The sequence below is a fragment of the Acinetobacter sp. YH12063 genome, assembly GCF_013419715.1.
Classification (GTDB): domain Bacteria; phylum Pseudomonadota; class Gammaproteobacteria; order Pseudomonadales; family Moraxellaceae; genus Acinetobacter; species Acinetobacter amyesii.
This window is the reverse complement of record NZ_VOZO01000005.1, coordinates 157,171-175,343: the sequence shown is the minus strand read 5'-3', so window position 1 is coordinate 175,343 and position 18,173 is coordinate 157,171. Positions and strand designations below refer to the sequence as shown.

Here is an 18,173-nt window from a genome sequence, read left to right as displayed (position 1 = left end):
AGATCTTTAGCTCTACATCTGGTTGACTAAGTCCATTACATAATGAAATTTGTTAGAGTTTGCTATGCCTGCAAAAATCAAGTTTAAAAAAACAATGCTTCATCACAGTATGGCTCACTGCATACGACAGCATCATAGCAATAAAAGTCTATATATGAGCATCTTTTTGACCTTGTGTGCTCAGCATAGTTTCGCCCAAACTCCCGCAGAAACGGTTCCAACATCTACCGATACAAAAGCAGAGATTGTTGCTGAAATCAAGGATGAGGCTGTAAAGCAAGGGCTATCGACGCCTGAAGCAATTGAAAAAATTGAAAATATAAATGAACCAGAAGAATCTGTTGATAGCATGAAAATGCTGCAAGAACAGCAGCAAGCAGGAACTCAACTACAAGAATTTAAACCCATTGAGTTTGAAGATTTAGAAAACTTACCCGTGACACCTGTTGATCAAAACATGGCGAATGAAATCTTCCAAGTTGCTGAAGAAGCCAAACGTCAAGCGCAGGAGTACCGTGCAACACAGCAAACAGAAGTTGCTGTTGCAGATATTACCCAAAAAGAGTTAACGGAAATTAACCAAGCGCCAGTCAATATTGATCAGCTCATGGGTGAAATTCGTTCGGATAATGAAATTACCGCGACACGAAATGAAAATGCCAGTACGCTGCAAGAGCTGCATAACCCAACAGTTGAGGATGATGCAGAGCCGGGTATTTTCAAGCGCTTATTATATAAAGTACGTCCGCCACGTCAGATGAACACGGCAAAAGTGCCACGAATTAGTGCGGATGTTGAAATTACATCAGCACATAATACCAGTCAAACGTCGAGTAAAGCCTACGGTGCGGCACTGGAAGATCTCAAAGCCAATATTAAAGGCAAGCTTTCAAGTTTTACTCAAGAATCCTTTAGTGATTTTCCATCGGCTTTGCCTCAATTACGTAGCTTGTCCAATCAAGCCGCGCAAGCCGTGGGTTTCTATCAATCTGAATTCAAATTTGAAAAAGTGTCTGACAGCAAAGTTCGTGTATTGGTTACACCAAATACGCCTGTGCAAATTGAAAAACAGAATGTTGAATTTTCTGGGGCTGGGGCGAACCAAGCTCAGTTTCAGGTGATTGGTGTATTACCAGATCAGGAAGAAGGTGACATTCTTAATCATGGTAAATACGAAACCACGAAAAGCCGAATCAATGAGGCAGCGACCAATAACGGTTACTTCGACTCGTATTGGCGTTTACATGATGTAAAAGTGGCGCAACCGCAAAATACTGCCGATATTAATTTGCGCTTTGAGACGGGCGAGCGTTATAAGCTTGGCGCAGTTGAATTTAGAATGAGCGATCCGAATGCAGAGTTTCCATTGGATCGCGATATTTTAGAAAGTTTGGTGACGTGGAAAGACGGTGCTGACTATACTTTCTGGCGTGTGAATGGTTTGGCTAATAACTTGACCAACTCTCGCTATTTTAACTACACCTTGGTTGATCCAATTCGACCAGACCCGATTGAAAAGCCACTTGAACTGCCCCCGGATATTCAAACCTTGGTCGATCAAAATCAGTTGTCAGAAAGTTCACAAGTGGTGAAAGACAAAACTGAAGTGATGTCGAATAAAGAAGTGACGCAAAAAGTGGTCGATGAAGACCAATTTGCGGGGGTGAATGATGCAGAGCAACCATCTAAATTACGCAGTTTGCAAGATACGCAAGACGCCAAACAAGAAGAGCAAGAACGCTTAAAGGCCCAAGTACGTGAAGATAAAAAAGTCCCTGTGATCGTGACACTGAATGCAGACAAGCTGAATAGTGCAGAAATTGGTGCAGGTTTCGGTACCGATACAGGTACACGTGTTCGTGGACAGTATCGCCGTGCAATCGTGAATAGACGCGGTCATTCATTTGATGCCAACATGGAAGTATCCAAAATCCGTCAATCGATTGATGGTCGCTATAACATTCCATATAACCATCCATTAAATGACTATGTCAGCTTAGTCGGTGGTTATGAACGTGAAGAACGTGATGATGTCGGTCAAGGCGTCAATCTTTCGATTGAATCTGCTGTAGCTGGGGTTGACCGGATTATTAAAAACCCCCGTGGTAGTTGGCAGCATACCTTTGGTTTACGTTATCGTTTGGACCGTATTACTGATGACGGACTTAATCCTAGTGATGATATTCCAGATGCGTTCTTGGTCAATACTAACAATGAACAGCAATCCTTAATGTTTGGCTATGAAATTTCTCGAACCGACTCAGATAAACGTGTGAATCCAAGTAAAGGGATAAAGCAAACCTATAAAGTTGAAGTCGGAAGTGAAAGCTTACTTTCGGATGTTGATATGGCTATCTTGAATGCGGGCTGGCGCTTTATTTATTCATTGGGTGAAAATGATAATCACCAGTTCGTGGGGCGCAGTGATGTAGGTTATATTCTGACAGAGAACTTTGATAAAGTTCCTTATAACTTACGCTATTTTACCGGTGGTGACCAAACCATTCGCGGCTTTGACTATAAGAGTTTAGCGGCTGAAGAAGATGGCTATAAAATTGGTGGTCAAGTTTTGGCAACTGGCTCATTAGAATATAACTACCAATTTAAAGAAGGTTGGCGTGCTGCGGTCTTTAGTGACTTCGGTAATGCTTACGATAAAGACTTTAATACACCGACTGCATATAGCGCAGGTGTGGGGATACGTTGGGCATCGCCAATTGGTCCAATTCGTTTAGATGTGGCTACGGGACTTTCTGACGACAGCAAACCAATTCGTTTACATTTCTTTATTGGTTCACAATTATAATTTTTAGGTGATGTGTTTTTTATGACTGAACAAGAGCAGCAAGAACCAGAAAACGAAACGCCGGTAGAACAACTGCCGAAGAAGCGTCGTATTCTTCGAAGTGTCATTTTGACCTTCGTGTTCGTGCTTATCTTTTTGGTGGCTGCATTAGCAGTTATGTTCTCTACAGACAAAGGCAGTAAGTTTTTACTTGACCGTGTTCTGGAACGTCAGCAAATCATTCACTATGAATATGAAGGTGGTAACCTGTGGCGGGGCATTATTCTACGAAATGTCCTCGTTACGCTAAAACCTGTCGATGTAAAGATTGACCGTGCCGATATTACACTCGGCTGGCGCGCCATTATTAATAAAGAAATTCATTTAAATAAGGCAGATGTTAAAAATCTGCAAATTATTACCAAGACACCGCCAAGCGATAAACCTTTTGCATTTAGTGAAATCCGTCTGCCTTTCGTACTTCGTGTCGATCATGCAGATCTAGATCATATGCTGATTAAAACCCATAGTTCTGGTGTGGATTTCTATGACATTGAATTAAATGAAGCGCTTTGGTCAGGGACGGAATTAAAATTTGAAGATACCCGTATGGATATGGGCTATTTATCTGTGCGCCAAGCCTCGGGGAATATGAAATTTGAAGGCAAGTATCCGCTAAATGCTGTGGGGATTGTTAATTTACCTTCATTACGTGAAAGCCTGAAAATTCATGATATTCAAGTGGTGGCTAAAGGATCTCTTGATACGATTCAAGCCGGTGTGGCAACTCATACGCCTGATCTTTTAACAGGATGGGCAGTGGTCCATCCAATGCGTCCACATGTCCCGATGTTTGGTGCGCTTAAATTTAAAAACTATCATTTACCTTTACTGACTGAGCAAAAGCTCTTTGCTAAAAATGGGCTGGCAAAATTCAAAGGGGATATTCAGCGTCTCAATTTAGATTTAGACACGGACCTGAGCGGGGCCAATATTCCTGAGGGTAAATATACTGCGCTCATGAGTACGGACTTGGTCAACCAACTTGATATTTCTAACCTAAATGGTCAAGTGATGGGCGGTGCTGTCAATTTGGGTGGCGTGGTGAGTTGGAAAGATCAGGTCACTTGGGATGTAAGTGGTCGTTTGGATAAAATTAATCCAAAACATAAGCTGATCCCGCAAGTGGTTCAAGATTTTCTACCTGTAAATTTAAACAGTAAGATTGCGTCCAAAGGGACCCTTGAAAAAGGTATGCACTTGACGGCGTTGGTGGATTTTGACCAATATGAAACTTGGAATTTAAAACTCGATCAAGCGCCTGCCAAAAATAATAAAGCTCAGCCGATGCTGATGGATGTGTCTTGGAAAAATATAGACCGTGCAGTGCCATATGTTGGATGGTTGAGTAGTGATTCGGGCAATGTGCAATTGGCGCTTACAGAAGGTCAGCAGAACATCAACGTGGCGACCACCGTGTCAAGACATGAAAAAGGTGCTCTGCCTGCTGGACAATATCAAGCCAAACTGAATCTGAAAAATAACAATCTCAATGTCCCTGCCTTTAGTTATGTGGCCGACAAAGGTCAGCTCAAAGGTAATGCAGTTGTAGAATTGCCTGATCAAAAACGTATGCTGAAATGGCAAGCCAATGTACAAGCACAGCAGTTCAATCCGCAAACCATCGTAGCTGCTGCGCCTGTCGATCAAATTACAGGGTCATTAAAAGCCAATGGTTATGCAAAACCAAATCAACAGATTATTCAGCTGAATAATATTGATTTGTTAGGCCGACTAGCACAGCAAAATGAAACGGTTCATTTAACAGGTAAATCTACTGCTGCGCTGACTTTCCATGATGAGAAACAAGGTGGAGGCTTTAAAGCTTTTGCTGTGAATTATAATGGTGGCCTCAATGCAAGCCAAGTTGCCGCAAGTAAAGGCAGTTTGATTTTCAAAGTATCGGGTACACCTGAATTAATTAAAATAGCCGAGCTACGTCATGATGGCGTGGCAGGTAAAATTTCTGCCAATGGACAGGTTTTACTACAAAAAGCCATTGGTTGGGATATCAATGCATCACTGGTGCATTTTAAGCCGCATTACTTTGCCTCAAATGTACGGGGTGAATTATCTGGAAATTTAAAAACCAGTGGTGTGTGGTCAGATACGCTAAAACGTATTCAAATTGAACGTCTGAATTTGGCAGGTATGATCAATAACAAACCTGTCCGTGGTCAAGGTAACTTGGCGATGGTGATTAATTCAAATCAATCTGGTTTTATGCCAAAACAGTTTGAAGCGAATAATTTACTGTTGGCTTATGCCAATAACCAAATTCAAGCCACAGGTAATGCACAAAATTTACAATTGAAAATTAATGCACCGGCATTATATGAAATTTATGCAGGCCTACGTGGACGTGCTTATGGCTACTTAAATGTTCAAGCACAACCACGACTGCAAGCATCTGCCAATATCGCAATAGATGATTTTGCTTTTAATAATTTATTCAGTGTGAAAAAAATACGGGTGCAAGGCGAGTTGCCAACTTCTGCGACTTCACCAAGTTTATTAACGGCAACGATGGATAATTTACGCAGTAACAACCGTGAGATTGTGAAAGGTCAAATTTCACTAGCCGGAACACGTAATGCGCATTTATTAAAAGTCAGTGCTGAAAATAAATTATCAAAATTTTATGTGCAGTTAGCTGGTGGTTTTAACGCACAAAATAATTGGCTTGGTCAGATTCAAAAAGGCGATTTTGACTCCTTACGTACCCGTCTTGTGCAGCGTCAAAATGCATCGATTATTTACAACACTGCACAGTCTGACTTATTTGTTGGCGCACATTGTTGGATGAGCCAGCAAAGTGAATTATGTTTTGATCAGCCGATCCGTGTGAATAAAAACCGCGGCAATGTATCTTTTGTGACAAAGAATCTAGACTTAAACGACTTTGCAGCATTTATGCCTGAAGGCCTGGCGATTACGGGTAAAGTGAATGGTTATGCGAAAGCGTCTTGGGCGAAAGGTGCAAAACCTAAAATTGATGCACGATTAGTGACTCGTGACGGTTTACTCGGTTTAGCAGCGGAAGACCCACAGTATTTAGCATCCACTTTAAAATATGATGAAGTAGGTTTGATTGCGAAAAGTGTCGCTGAAGGGCTACAAATTCGACTCGATACCAAAGCTCCTGATATTGGTACAGGTTATGCCAATATTATTATTGATCCGTATAAAGCCAATAAACCGATCCGTGGTGAAGTGGCCTTTAACCAAGTTCAATTGAAAATCTTAAAACCATTTATACAAGATGTCCGTTCAATGGGCGGTACGTTGTCTTATGCGGCAAAAATTAGCGGAACATTGTCACAGCCTTTAATGGATGGTGAGATTCGAGTGAAAAATGGCTCGATTAGCATGATTTCATTACCTGTGAACTTGACCAATATTCAGTTGTATTCTGCTGTACGTCAAAACCACGCGACGATTGATGGTGCATTTAATAGTGGTCGTGGTGTGGGCAAATTAAACGGAAATATTGACTGGAAAAATGATCCACGTATCCAGTTGAATTTAACGGGTAATGAAATGTTGGTCCGTCAAGCGCCATTGATCACTGCTGTTGTAACGCCTGATTTATCTTTAGATGTGCTGCCTTTTAGTAAGAAATTAACCCTAAAAGGTAAAATTGATGTGCCGCGCGCATTAATTTCGATGCCAGAATCTTCTGCAACCGTGGTTGGGGTATCTTCAGATGTACGTGTAGTGCATGAAGGTGATAACCAACTTGAAATCTTAAAATCGGCACGTCCTTGGGATATTCGCGCAGATGTACAGGTGAACATTGGTAATCAAGTGATTTTCCAAGGTTTTGATAGTCGAATTCCACTGATTGGTCGTTTGAATTTGACACAACGTGGATTAGAAACAGCAATGCGTGCCAATGGTGCAATCGGTGTTTCTCAGCGTGTGAAAATCGAAGCTTATGGTCAAAGTCTGGACTTGAACCGTGCGATTGCCCGTTTTAATGGGCCATTGGCGAACCCTACTTTAGATATTGATGCCAATAAAGCCGTTCAAGGCAGTACCGTTGGTGTCCGTGTGATGGGTACAGCATCAAGTCCTGCAATTCAGGTGTATAACGATGCAGGTCTATCTGAACAAGAAGCCTTAAATGCCTTAATTACAGGTCGTATCAATGAAGGAAGTTCAGGTTTAAGTCAGGCGGAAGGTTTCCGTTCTGATGTGAACAACACGATTGCTGCTGCCGGTATTAGTATGGGCTTGGGTGGTACACGTGCATTGACCAACCAAATTGGTCGTACATTTGGTCTGAGTGGTTTGGCACTAGATGCTCAAGGAACAGGGGATGATACTCAGGTTTCTGTGACGGGTTATATCACACCTGACTTATTCATTCGTTATGGTGTCGGGGTATTTACACCAGTGAATAAACTGACCTTACGTTATCAAATGAATCAACGTTTGTACTTGGAAGCGAGTCAGTCTTTAGAGCGTGCAATTGACTTGTTTTATAATTGGCGTTTCTAAGGTGTTGAATTATAAGTGATAATCTAAGGTTTTAATAAAAATTCTTGTTTATGGCTGATCTAATAATTTTTAGACTAGACAAAAATAGGTCTATAAAGCGGTTTTGTGTAACACAACCCTTTAAGAAAGATCCTACAATCATACATATTTGAAGTGCTTAAAGCGGGTGTAGAGCTATTAAAAAATAAAAGAGGTGTGTTTCCACAAACAGTAGCTCAAACAATTGGCCTCAAAAAAAGTATTAAATTTGTTGAGAGAAGGATCAGGAAATTTGGACAATTGACATAAGTATATTTGTCTCCCTAAATGATGTTGTAAACATCAATATATCAGTATTTTATGGCACATGGACCAAGAAGAAATCATTCAAATGATTTTAAAGCTAAGTGAGCATTTGCTGCGATTAAAGCGGAAAAACACTTGTTGAATTAAGTGCTGAATTTGATTTTATCAAAACCAAATTATCGACTGGGAAAATCAATTGATCGCAGCCTCATTGCAAGCTTTCGATCAATTAAAAGCTCTTATAGAACTGCAAATTGATCTAAAAAAAACTACATGCAAAAATCGGCGAGCAGGCATGAAAAAGTGATTTTTCAGAAGGTGTGTTGAAGAAAATGGGGCGCTTCAACCACAAAAGTTAATTTGCAGCTCACTTCAAATTTCAGTTTTAGTTGTCCAACAAGTGAAATCACCTCCAAGTACATCATCATAAGATGAAAGCCACTTTGAGACTCGGTTCTGCGGTAACATAACTGTTGTTCCAACATGAGTTTTTACCGAGCCTGTATGCTTTACCCAATGCCCAAAAAAATCCAATTTATACCATCTCAAGCGAAATGGCAGCTGGCATCAACACAGTCGGTATTGGTTCTGGTTGGCTTACAAAATTTACGCATGCAGCATGGCATACAAGATACGCAGTTGATGGAAAATTTGATCCAACTGATCAATAAAGCCAAAGCATTAGAGATTCCGATTGTTGATTTATATGGTGATGATTTACTTCAAGGCATGCAGCAGCTCGGTGAATATGCAACAACACACCCGCAGCTGATCTTTACAGGGCAAATCACGCCTATGCTGAAACAGATCTTGCCGCATCTATATAGCGTGACAGAGCAAATCTGTATTATTGATGACGCAATTGTGCTGAATAATCAGGAACAGCATATTCAGTGGGTGGACTCCATGTCAGGCCAAGGTATACATCATATGAGTAGTTATAATTTGATGCGGCTTTGGAATCTGTCAGCACCAACGGAATTCGTCTTGTCGGCCAAAGGCATATTATTGGCTATTGCAGAGCAGCTAGATATGGACGCATTGGAAATAGATCCCTTAATCGATTTACGCAGTTATGGACTCGATTCCGTTGCCATGGTCAGCTTAATTGGTTTGTGGCGTGCCAATGGTGCAAACATCCGTTATGAAGACTTTTTAGAGGATGCAAGTTTAAAAGTATTGCTAGAAAAATTGCTCAGTACAGACTAAACAAAGCCAATTGGAATTATTTTTGTTCTAAATCGGAAAATACGTCGGGAAATATAGCTTTGTGCATTGTAATTGTTGGCTAAGCTTTTTATTATTGCCGCCTTGTTTTTCGAGATCAGAACTGGATTGAACTTTGAGTAATTTTCTAACCGAACACCTGATACATCGTGACACTGACTTTATGGTGATCCATAAACCAGCAGGTTTACTCACAGTTCCGGGAAAAACAGCAGATTTACAAGACTGTGTTATCAATCGATTATTAAAAATTGAACCGAATACCTTGCTCATCCATCGTTTGGATCGTGATACCTCAGGTATTTTGGTTTTTGCATTAACCCGTCAAGGGCAAAATCGAATTTCACGCCAGTTCCAAGAACGTCAAACTTCAAAAACATATCAGGCATTGGTTGCGGGTACGCTCGAAGGTGAAGGTACTGTCGATGTACCGGTCATATATGACCCAGAACATCCGCCACTGCATATTGCCGATCCTGCACACAATAAGCCTGCGCTTACGCATTGGAAAGCCACTGAACATTTTGAGATTCAGGGGCAAGCCGTAACACGTGTAGTGTTAACGCCTATTACCGGTCGATCACATCAGCTTCGTGTTCATATGCAATATTTAGGTCATCCTATTGTAGGTGATACTTTGTATGCAACAACTGAGCAACAGCAGCTGATGCTGCGCTTATGTTTACATGCTGAGCGCTTGAGTTTTAACCATCCTGAAACTGAGCAAACAGTTGAATTTCACTGTCCTGTACCATTTTAGGAAAATCATTTAAATCCCTAAGAATTCTGCTCACTATTTAGTGGGCTTTATGTCAAAATATATTGCTTTATGGTCTAGATTTTTGCTCAAATAACGTTCACAGTTTGAGCATAATATTTTCAGACCGAACTTGAGAAAAAGGTGGAAAAATTGCAGCAGTTTGCTATTGGTCAACGTTGGTTATCAGATACAGAAACGGAACTGGGTTTAGGTGTTCTTATTGATGTTGATGAGCGATCGGTCAGCATTTTATTCCCAAAAAGTGATGAAACTCGTGTCTATGCCCGTCACAATGCACCTTTATCTCGTATTGTTTTCAATGTAAATGACGAAGTCCAAGACCAAGAAGGTCAAATTTGGATTGTCGAATCTCTTGAAGACCGTGGTGGTGTGGTTCGTTATAACGCGGTACGTAAACTTCCCGATGGCACAGAAGAGCGTAAAGCACTGAATGAAACACGTATTGGTGCAAGTATTCAGTTAGCAAAACCATTAGATCGTTTGCTTGCAAGCCAAGTGGACTATAAAGAATGGTATGACCTGCGTATCGAAGCACTGCTTCTTCAAGCCAATATGAAGTCTAGCCCTCTACGTGGCTTGGTAGGTTCACGTGTGGGTCTCATTCCACACCAACTGTATATTGCGCATGAAGTGGGTAAACGTTTTGCTCCACGTGTATTACTTGCTGATGAAGTGGGTCTAGGTAAAACCATCGAAGCAGGTCTGATTATTCATCAGCAACTCAAAACGGGTCGTTCAGAACGTATCTTGGTCTTAGTACCTGATTCATTGCAATATCAATGGATGATTGAAATGCGTCGTCGTTTCAATCTTGAGTTCTCATTATTTGATCTGACACGTACAGCATCAATTAAAGAACACGATCCAGATCTAAACCCATTCTTAACAGAACAATGCATCATTGCGAGTGTCGATTTGATGATCGACCATGATGACTTGCGTGAACAAGCCCTTGAAGCTGGGTTTGATTTGCTCGTAGTCGATGAAGCCCATCATTTAATGTGGTCAGAAGAAGAAGGCGGCAATGACCGTTATGACCTTGTTGAAGAACTTGCTGAAAAAACGCCGGGTGTCTTGTTATTAACAGCAACGCCTGAACAATTAGGTGTGGAAAGTCACTTTGCACGTTTACGTTTACTTGATCCACAACGTTTTAGTTCACTTGATCGTTTCTTGGATGAAGAGGAGCAGTATCACCAAACAGCTAAAATTGCTGAAGTGCTGATGTCTGATCTGCCACTCGAAGAAGGGCATTTGGCAGCGATTGAAAGCCTATTAGGTCATCGAATTACTGACGAGCCAGAACAACGATTCCGTGCTATTCATGAGTTATTAGACCGTCATGGTACAGGTCGTATTTTATTCCGTAATACCCGTGAAGCGATTCAAGGCTTCCCAGGTCGTGACTGTCAGCCTGCGCCATTACCTGCACCTGAAAACTGGTCTAAAGATGGCAAGCTACGTGAACAAATGTGGCCTGAAGAAGCGCAGCTTGATGGCTCGTGGATGGAAACTGACCCACGTGTGATGTGGTTGATGGAACGTCTGCGTACAGACCTGAAACACAAAAAAGTGTTATTGATTGCACGCAGTGGTCCAGTGGTTGAGTCTTTAGAAAATGTACTTCGTTTGCATGCAGGTATTCGCACAGCGATGTTCCATGAAGGCATGAGCCTATTAGAGCGTGACCAAGCAGCGGCTTACTTTGCGGAAGAGTCATACGGTGCGCAAATTTTACTATGTTCAGAAATTGGTTCTGAAGGTCGTAACTTCCAATTTGCATCGGACCTTGTGTTATTTGACTTACCTGCTAACCCAGACGTACTTGAACAACGTATTGGTCGTTTAGACCGTATTGGTCAAGAAAATCGTATTCAAATTCATGTGCCTTATCTGGTTGGTACTGCTCAAGAGCGTATGTTCCGTTGGTATAACGAAGCATTAAATATTTTCTGTAATATCTCGCCGACAGCGCAAACCTTACAAGAAAACTTCATCGTCAATCTGAAAGATTGTTTGTTGGCAGATAAAGGCCAAGAGTTTGAAGATCTGCTCGAAGCCGTAAGTGTGCAACGTGAAGCGCTTGAAGCTGAACTTCAAGAAGGTCGTGACCGTTTACTTGAATACAACTCTTGCCGTCCAATCGTGGCACAAGAAATTGTGACTGCACTTGAAGACTACGACGACAATACTACGTTACCAATGTTCATGAAGCGCTTTATGGCGGCTACAAACATTGATTTTGATGAGCAAAGTAATGGTACCGTGATCATCAAACCTACGGATCAAATGCAAGTTCAAGGTCTGACTTTGGACGAAGAAGGTATGACGGCGACGTTCTATCGTGACCAAGCACAGATTCGTGAAGATGCTCAGTATTTAACACTTGAGCATCCATTCACTGAAAGTGTGATGGAAATGATTAATACACAAAGCTTTGGTAGTACTAACGTTGCTGTATTGAAATCAGCAGCTTTACCACAAGGTTCTGTGTTAATGGAAGTGTGGTTTAAAGTCGATGTCGTTGCACCGAAAGCACTGAATTTGCCGTCAAGTTTGCCACAACAGTTGGTTCGTGTATTACTAAGCGAAAAAGGTCAGGATTTATCGCAAAAAATTGCACCTGAAATTTTACGTCCTTATTTACATCATCTTGATGGCAACAGTTGCCGCCAAGTGGTTAAGGCGCGTCGTGATGTCATTGAACAGCGTTATACACAAGCACTTGAAATTGCGCGTGGTGCATTACCGGGCTTTAAACAACAAGCTAAAGAAATCTACGGTAGCAAATGGCAATATGAAATTGACCGTTTAACTTATTTGAAGCAGTTCAACCCAAGTATTCGTGAAGACGAAATTGCACGTTTACAAAAACTGCAAAAAGAAGGATTAACACTGCTTGATGGTCTGGCGGTTACACCAGAAGCAATTCAAATTATGGTAGTGGTTAAGCCATAAGTTAAGAATCTTCAAAAAGCACCTTCGGGTGCTTTTTTTTATGGCTAAAATTATAACTGTAAAATTAATCACGACAGATTTAAGCTAAATCTTAGTTTTGTATTATTTTTTTAATCTAAATTGTCGACATCGGCATAAAAAAAGTAACTATTTTTCAGTAATTCTACAGCTTGATCAAAATCTTCTAGTTCATCCAACATATAAAATATGGCTTCGAGCTTGGTAAAGTCCGGATGATTTTTTGCTAACTGAATTTGGATCGTACATCGGTCTGCTTGGCTGCGTGTTGCATAATGAGCGCTAAGTAAATCAAACTTGATGTCATTACATAGTGGCTGTTTTAAAGCGATTGCATCACAATAATCATGTATTTCAGGCAGTAAGCGTAAGACTAAATTTGCCTCTTTGTTTTCCGCCACGATGAGTTCTGGGTCTGCGGTCTTACACAAGGCGAGTATTTCTGTTAACAGGGTTGAGTCATCTAGTGTATGGTCTAACACGATGACTTTTTTGGGTTGAGTTAAATCAAAGTCATTTATCAAAATCATAAAACCTCCTGAAAATAGAATGGTTATGCTTTATTTATCTGTGCTACAAATGAAATGGTGGTATGTATTGAGTCTAAATATTTACTAAAAATGCTTTTGAATAATATGTTCAGTCTATGAGCGTTCTAAAGTTAATCATGGCGTAGAAAAGCACCATTTTCTGATTCGAAGCTCAGTTAAATACTGAAATTGTAAAATGGGGCGCTACGCTTCATGCTCATTGCTATACCCAATATACATGCTTTGATTAGTAAAAGAATCAGTGTGGCGACATAAGCTGTCGTTGTTGATGTCGATTGAATCATGAACTGTCTTAATGTCGTGTTTTGATGCTTTAGTTAAGTAAAGTTTTGGCTTTGTTAAAATTATACGTCGATGCTAGCGAGTTGAGGGCAGTTCCGTTAAAATGCTTCAAATTTCAGCAGTTCGTTAAAAGAAAATAAAAATATGAAATCCTTAATTACCTTAGGAAGTAAAACATCACACGGTGGCGTGGTCGCAGAATGTGAACCTTCATTTGTCATTAATGGTATTGCAGTACATTTAAATGGCATGAAACATTTTTGCCCGAAATGTAATTCGACTGTGGCTGCGATCGCGGCAGATCAAAGTACAACGGTAAAGGGGCGTGGTGTTGTGGTTGCTGGAGATAAAACCACTTGTGGCGCAACCTTTTTACCGAATCAAACGATGGTCGGATCACAAAAATAATCTGCGTACTGACTTTTGGGTCATCTTGATAAGCTTATTAAGTCCTGTTTAAATCGCTTTGATCACTTTATGATGGGCCATCATCAGTTGATTGGATGAATTTATACATGAAAAGTGCGATTCATTTTACCCATGCCAATGGTATTCCTGCTGCGAGTTATCAAAAGTTTTTATCCTACTTTTCACCGCAGTTCGATGTGAAGGCGATACCGCTTATTGGTATGGATGAACGCTATCCGATCACCAAAGACTGGCGATATTTGGTTGATCAAGTTATTGCAGATATTGAGCAACAATTTCCAAAGCAAAAAGTGATTGGGCTAGGGCATTCTTTTGGCTCTTTAGTGACACTCATGGCAGCGTATCAGCGTCCTGATTTATTTTCGCAATTGGTCATTATGGACCCGCCTTTTGTAATTGGCCCTAAGTCCGCAATTTTTGAAGGCATGCAAAAATTAAAGCTCAAAGCAGTCGATAAAATTACCCCAGCAGCAATTACATTGAAGCGTAATGACCATTGGCCAAATTTGGATGAAGCCTATACGGCACTACGGAATAATCGTTTATTTAAAAGTTTTGATGCGCAGTGTTTTGAAGATTATTTTGCACAAGGCATTCAAGCTGATGAAAAACGCGGTGGCGTGACCCTCAGCATTCCAAAAGCCGTGGAAGCACAAATTTTCCGTACAGTGCCTGCATGGTGGTGGCGTACTCCACGTAAAGCGCCCCAAATACCTGTACACCTTATCACCGCAGATGACAGCCATTTTTATAAACAAGGTTTGCCTGACGGAATGAAGAAAACCTATGGTATAGATTATAGTGTAGTTGAAGGTGGACACATGTTTCCACTTGAGCAGCCGAAACAGACAGCGCTACACGTCATGCAGTACTTACAGCATTAGAAAAATATATTTTGCTCATAAAAAAGGAGACCTGAACGTCTCCTTTATTTCTCACCGTTAATTTTTAGCGAATCTGTGCTTCGTCTAAATGGCGAGCACCTTCCAAGATCATACGAATCATAATCATGGTTTGTTCGGCAACTTCTTTGCGTTGTTCTGTCGGTAGATCAATGACTTTTGCACCCATGTTAAACACCAATTGGGTAATACCACGTGCCACGATGTCAGGATGAGCCAACTTGCTCTGATTTAAACGTTCTAGGACGATTAAATCTTCTCTTAATTCTTGTTGGAAATAGTTAAGTTGACGCTCAACTGCATTTTTATAGGAATGCGAACCAGTATAGCCTTCACGAAGCAATAGGCTTAAGTTGCCTTCATCGGCATCTAGCTGCTGAATAAATACTTCAACTGAACTACGAATAATACTGCTTTGGCGTGATGCCTGAAGGCGTGCTTCATGCAAAATTTGACGTAACACACCGCCAGCTCGATCAATCAATTCAATGGCTAATTCATCAATATCTTTGAAATGACGATAAAAACTATTTGGAGCAATGCCAGCTTCACGTGCAACTTCACGCAAACTCAGTGATGAAATACTTTTTTGTGGACCAATTAAATTAAGCGCTGCCTGAAACAGTTCTTCCTTGGTAATCGTTGCTTTACGACCTACAGTGCGAACTGTAAGTGGAGTTTCAGCTTCAGAATGTAATTCTTCCTGGTACATGTTAACCATATTCGTCTGTGCAGACTGAGTCATATTTTTTAATAGATTAAAAACATTAACATATTATAGCGTCTGCTAATAGCTTTTGTGAAAATGTCGATTAAATGCACAAGCGTATATACAAATATATATACATATGTATAATAATTAAAAACCTCCCATGAGTTGTATTTGATTATGCATGTACTCGAAAAAGCGAAAAAGCCTTTAAACGCACTCAAAGACAGTGTTGTAGACGTCAATGCGGTAAATTTCTGGTTGCAGAAATTTAATCCGTTATGGTCTGGTAATCAGGCTCTCGGCAAAATTGTACAAAAAGAAAATGCAGCAAATGAGATGGTCAGCCTAACTATACAGGTGAACCGTTTGTTTAAAATGGGTGAAGCTGGTCAGCATCATCCTGTTTTTGCTCGTGTAAATGGGATCCGTTACGAACGTACTTATAGTTTGACTCAGTTAGATGATCAACACGTATTGCTTAGCGTAAAAAAAGTGAATACGGGTATTGTGAGTACTTGGCTGGTAGAACAAGCACAAGTTGGTGACATCTTAGAATTTGGTCAGCCTTTTGGTGATATGACTTTGGTGTCAAATTCTACACCCTTGCTACTATTGGCTGCGGGTAGTGGTATTACGCCAATGTTGAGTTTGTTGAAAGGGATGAGCAAAACTAAGCAAATTGCGGAGCAACCAATTCAGTTAATGTATTGGGTTAAGTATCACGATGATGCTGCATTCAAATTACGCTTCGAAGCTTTGGCAAATCAATATCCAAACTTTAAATTTCAAATTTTCTTTACCCAAGAAGATGTTGCTGATCCACGATTAAATGCCTCTCACGCTGCTCAATTTGACAACATTGAGCACAGTACTGTGTTTGCATGTGGTCCATCGGGTTTCGTCACTCAGGCCGAAGCGTTATTTGATCATGCACAGTGCTTTATGAGTGAAGCATTTAGCATGAGTCCAATCGCAACGGATGATATTGGCTTTGTGAATGTCACGCTTACGCAATCCAATAAAACCGTCAGTATTCCAAAAGGCCAATCAATTCTAGCAAGTCTTGAGCAGCAAAATATCAAACCTAATCACGGTTGCCGTATGGGCATTTGTAATAAATGTGCCTGCAACAAAGTAGAAGGTTCGACTAAAAATATGGTCAATGGTAGCCAAAATACAGAGCCGGGTAATTTACTCAAAATTTGTGTGAACTCAGCACAGTCAGATCTTGTTATTGATTTATAAGGTAGAAAAAATATGAACATGCCTGTAAAAATTGAATATTTTAAAAATCCAAAAAACCGTGAGTTAACCCAATCGCAATTAGACGAACTTGCGCGTGAGCTTGATGCCATTAAGCAAGAAGTTTTAGATGACTTAGGTGAAAAAGACGCGAAATACATTCGCCGAGTGTATTCGACAGTTCGTTATTCATCTATGGCGGGTCGTGCTTTATTGTTTGCAGGCTGGTTTCCGCCAGCGTGGATTTTGGGTACAGGTCTTTTAGGTTTTGCCAAAATCATGGAAAACATGGAATTGGGTCATAATGTCATGCACGGTCAATATGACTGGATGAATGACCCTAAATTCAATGGTCAGACCTACGAATGGGATATCGTAGGGACAGCAGATAACTGGCGCCAAACACATAATTTTAAACATCATACCTATACCAACATTAAAGGTATGGATGATGATATTGGTTATGGTCTTGTTCGTTTGTTCCCAGAACAGCGTTGGAAGCCGGGCTATCTATTACAACCGATTTATAGCATTCCATTTTGCTTATTGTTCCAATGGGGTGTTGCCATTCAAAACCTTGAATTGGGTAAATACTTTAAAGGTCGTAAAACAAAACAGCAAACCAAAGAAGAATGGAAACCAATGCAAGCCAAAATCGGCAAGCAATTATTTAAAGACTATGTGTTCTTCCCGCTTATTGCAGGGCCTGCAGCATTACCTGTGCTCACAGGGAACCTAGTGGCGAATGGTCTTCGTAACATTTGGACGTTTAGTATTATTTTCTGTGGTCACTTCACCAAAGATGTTGAAGTTTTCCCGAAAAAAGTACTTGAAAATGAAAGCCGTGGACATTGGTACATGCGTCAAATTCGTGGTTCTTCAAACCTTACCGGTTCAGAAGCATTTCATATTTTGACAGGGCATTTAAGCCATCAGATCGAACACCATTTATACCCAGATGTTCCTGCGCGTCGTTATCGTAAAATGGCGCCAAAAGTACAGGCGGTATGTGAAAAATATGGTTTGAACTATAATAACGCAAGCTTGGTGAAACAGTACGGCAGTGTTATCAAACGTATTGTGAAATATGCGTTTCCATTTAAAAAGTAATAAAAGCTAGGCTTGAGTTGCTGAATCAAAAAAAAGCCATGCATTTACATGGCTTTTTTCATATTAACTTTGGGGGAAATATCTATTTTACTTTTTGATATGTAATTTGAGGATCTTAATCAAATTCATATAATTTCCTTTTTTAGCCATACGAATGACCAATTCAATTTCTTCTTTCGTCCACATCTGGCGAGTGGCTGAGAAGGCAAATTGAGCAAGGAGAACAAATGGATTTTCGCCAAATTTAATATGGAGGCCTTTGACATATTTCGGTGGATTGAATTGATTCATATTCTTTTCCCGCTTTTAATATTTGACCGCATTATTT

General features: G+C 40.5%; 12 protein-coding genes and 1 pseudogene. 10 read left to right on the top strand and 3 right to left on the bottom strand.

Features of this window, described 5'->3' with window-relative positions:
- Positions 1-64: 64 nt before the first annotated feature.
- From FTU12_RS07040 to rapA, 6 genes and pseudogenes are all read left to right on the top strand, one after another.
- Complete coding sequence (locus tag FTU12_RS07040; protein ID WP_180114045.1) at positions 65-2,806, top strand: autotransporter assembly complex family protein; 2,742 nt, start codon at positions 65-67, stop codon at positions 2,804-2,806.
- A 21-nt stretch (positions 2,807-2,827) separates the two neighbouring features.
- Complete coding sequence (locus FTU12_RS07035) at positions 2,828-7,348, top strand: translocation/assembly module TamB domain-containing protein (RefSeq protein ID WP_180114044.1); 4,521 nt, start codon at positions 2,828-2,830, stop codon at positions 7,346-7,348.
- A 339-nt stretch (positions 7,349-7,687) separates the two neighbouring features.
- Positions 7,688-8,018: pseudogene (locus tag FTU12_RS16475) on the top strand (IS3 family transposase); the annotation flags it as partial.
- A 119-nt stretch (positions 8,019-8,137) separates the two neighbouring features.
- Complete coding sequence (locus tag FTU12_RS07030) at positions 8,138-8,842, top strand: phosphopantetheine-binding protein (RefSeq protein WP_180114043.1); 705 nt, start codon at positions 8,138-8,140, stop codon at positions 8,840-8,842.
- Positions 8,843-8,975: 133 nt separating this feature from the next.
- Complete coding sequence (locus tag FTU12_RS07025) at positions 8,976-9,620, top strand: RluA family pseudouridine synthase (RefSeq protein ID WP_180114042.1); 645 nt, start codon at positions 8,976-8,978, stop codon at positions 9,618-9,620.
- Between the two features lie 141 nt (positions 9,621-9,761).
- Positions 9,762-12,599: an RNA polymerase-associated protein RapA gene (rapA, locus tag FTU12_RS07020; RefSeq protein WP_180114041.1), complete on the top strand. Its 2,838-nt coding sequence runs from the start codon at positions 9,762-9,764 to the stop codon at positions 12,597-12,599.
- Between the two features lie 110 nt (positions 12,600-12,709).
- Here the strand turns inward: rapA and FTU12_RS07015 are convergent, their stop codons facing one another.
- Positions 12,710-13,147 carry a hypothetical protein gene (locus tag FTU12_RS07015; RefSeq protein WP_180114040.1) on the bottom strand — a complete coding sequence of 146 codons (438 nt, stop codon included), beginning with the start codon at positions 13,145-13,147 and terminating at the stop codon, positions 12,710-12,712.
- A 447-nt stretch (positions 13,148-13,594) separates the two neighbouring features.
- On the opposite strand from FTU12_RS07015, the gene FTU12_RS07010 reads away from it, so the two are divergent.
- Both FTU12_RS07010 and FTU12_RS07005 read left to right on the top strand, forming a co-directional pair.
- A complete protein-coding gene (locus FTU12_RS07010; protein ID WP_180114039.1) occupies positions 13,595-13,858 on the top strand; it encodes a PAAR domain-containing protein in 264 nt (87 codons plus the stop codon).
- Positions 13,859-13,965: 107 nt separating this feature from the next.
- On the top strand, positions 13,966-14,763 hold the full coding sequence (locus FTU12_RS07005) for an alpha/beta fold hydrolase (protein WP_180114038.1): 798 nt from the start codon (positions 13,966-13,968) through the stop codon (positions 14,761-14,763).
- Between the two features lie 64 nt (positions 14,764-14,827).
- Here FTU12_RS07005 and fabR read toward each other — a convergent pair whose 3' ends face one another.
- Positions 14,828-15,502: an HTH-type transcriptional repressor FabR gene (gene fabR / locus FTU12_RS07000; protein ID WP_373684140.1), complete on the bottom strand. Its 675-nt coding sequence runs from the start codon at positions 15,500-15,502 to the stop codon at positions 14,828-14,830.
- 168 nt (positions 15,503-15,670) lie between these two features.
- Between fabR and FTU12_RS06995 the strand changes: the two genes are divergently transcribed.
- Together FTU12_RS06995 and FTU12_RS06990 are read left to right on the top strand one after the other, a co-directional pair.
- Positions 15,671-16,738 carry a ferredoxin reductase gene (locus FTU12_RS06995; protein WP_180048882.1) on the top strand — a complete coding sequence of 356 codons (1,068 nt, stop codon included), beginning with the start codon at positions 15,671-15,673 and terminating at the stop codon, positions 16,736-16,738.
- A gap of 12 nt (positions 16,739-16,750) precedes the next feature.
- Positions 16,751-17,845 carry an acyl-CoA desaturase gene (locus tag FTU12_RS06990; RefSeq protein WP_180040084.1) on the top strand — a complete coding sequence of 365 codons (1,095 nt, stop codon included), beginning with the start codon at positions 16,751-16,753 and terminating at the stop codon, positions 17,843-17,845.
- Positions 17,846-17,932: 87 nt separating this feature from the next.
- Here FTU12_RS06990 and FTU12_RS06985 read toward each other — a convergent pair whose 3' ends face one another.
- Positions 17,933-18,136, bottom strand: a complete 204-nt coding sequence (locus FTU12_RS06985; RefSeq protein WP_078188800.1) for a hypothetical protein — start codon at positions 18,134-18,136, stop codon at positions 17,933-17,935.
- Positions 18,137-18,173 lie beyond the last annotated feature (37 nt).

Bases quoted from the DNA above. Each gene is read 5' to 3' on its own strand.
- fabR (WP_373684140.1), bottom strand. From the start codon at position 15,502: ATGGTTAACATGTACCAGGAAGAATTACATTCTGAAGCTGAAACTCCA.
- FTU12_RS06995 (WP_180048882.1), top strand. From the start codon at position 15,671: ATGCATGTACTCGAAAAAGCGAAAAAGCCTTTAAACGCACTCAAAGAC.
- FTU12_RS07035 (WP_180114044.1), top strand. From the start codon at position 2,828: ATGACTGAACAAGAGCAGCAAGAACCAGAAAACGAAACGCCGGTAGAA.
- FTU12_RS06985 (WP_078188800.1), bottom strand. From the start codon at position 18,136: ATGAATCAATTCAATCCACCGAAATATGTCAAAGGCCTCCATATTAAA.
- FTU12_RS07030 (WP_180114043.1), top strand. From the start codon at position 8,138: ATGCTTTACCCAATGCCCAAAAAAATCCAATTTATACCATCTCAAGCG.
- FTU12_RS07040 (WP_180114045.1), top strand. From the start codon at position 65: ATGCCTGCAAAAATCAAGTTTAAAAAAACAATGCTTCATCACAGTATG.
- FTU12_RS07010 (WP_180114039.1), top strand. From the start codon at position 13,595: ATGAAATCCTTAATTACCTTAGGAAGTAAAACATCACACGGTGGCGTG.
- FTU12_RS07015 (WP_180114040.1), bottom strand. From the start codon at position 13,147: ATGATTTTGATAAATGACTTTGATTTAACTCAACCCAAAAAAGTCATC.
- FTU12_RS07005 (WP_180114038.1), top strand. From the start codon at position 13,966: ATGAAAAGTGCGATTCATTTTACCCATGCCAATGGTATTCCTGCTGCG.
- FTU12_RS06990 (WP_180040084.1), top strand. From the start codon at position 16,751: ATGAACATGCCTGTAAAAATTGAATATTTTAAAAATCCAAAAAACCGT.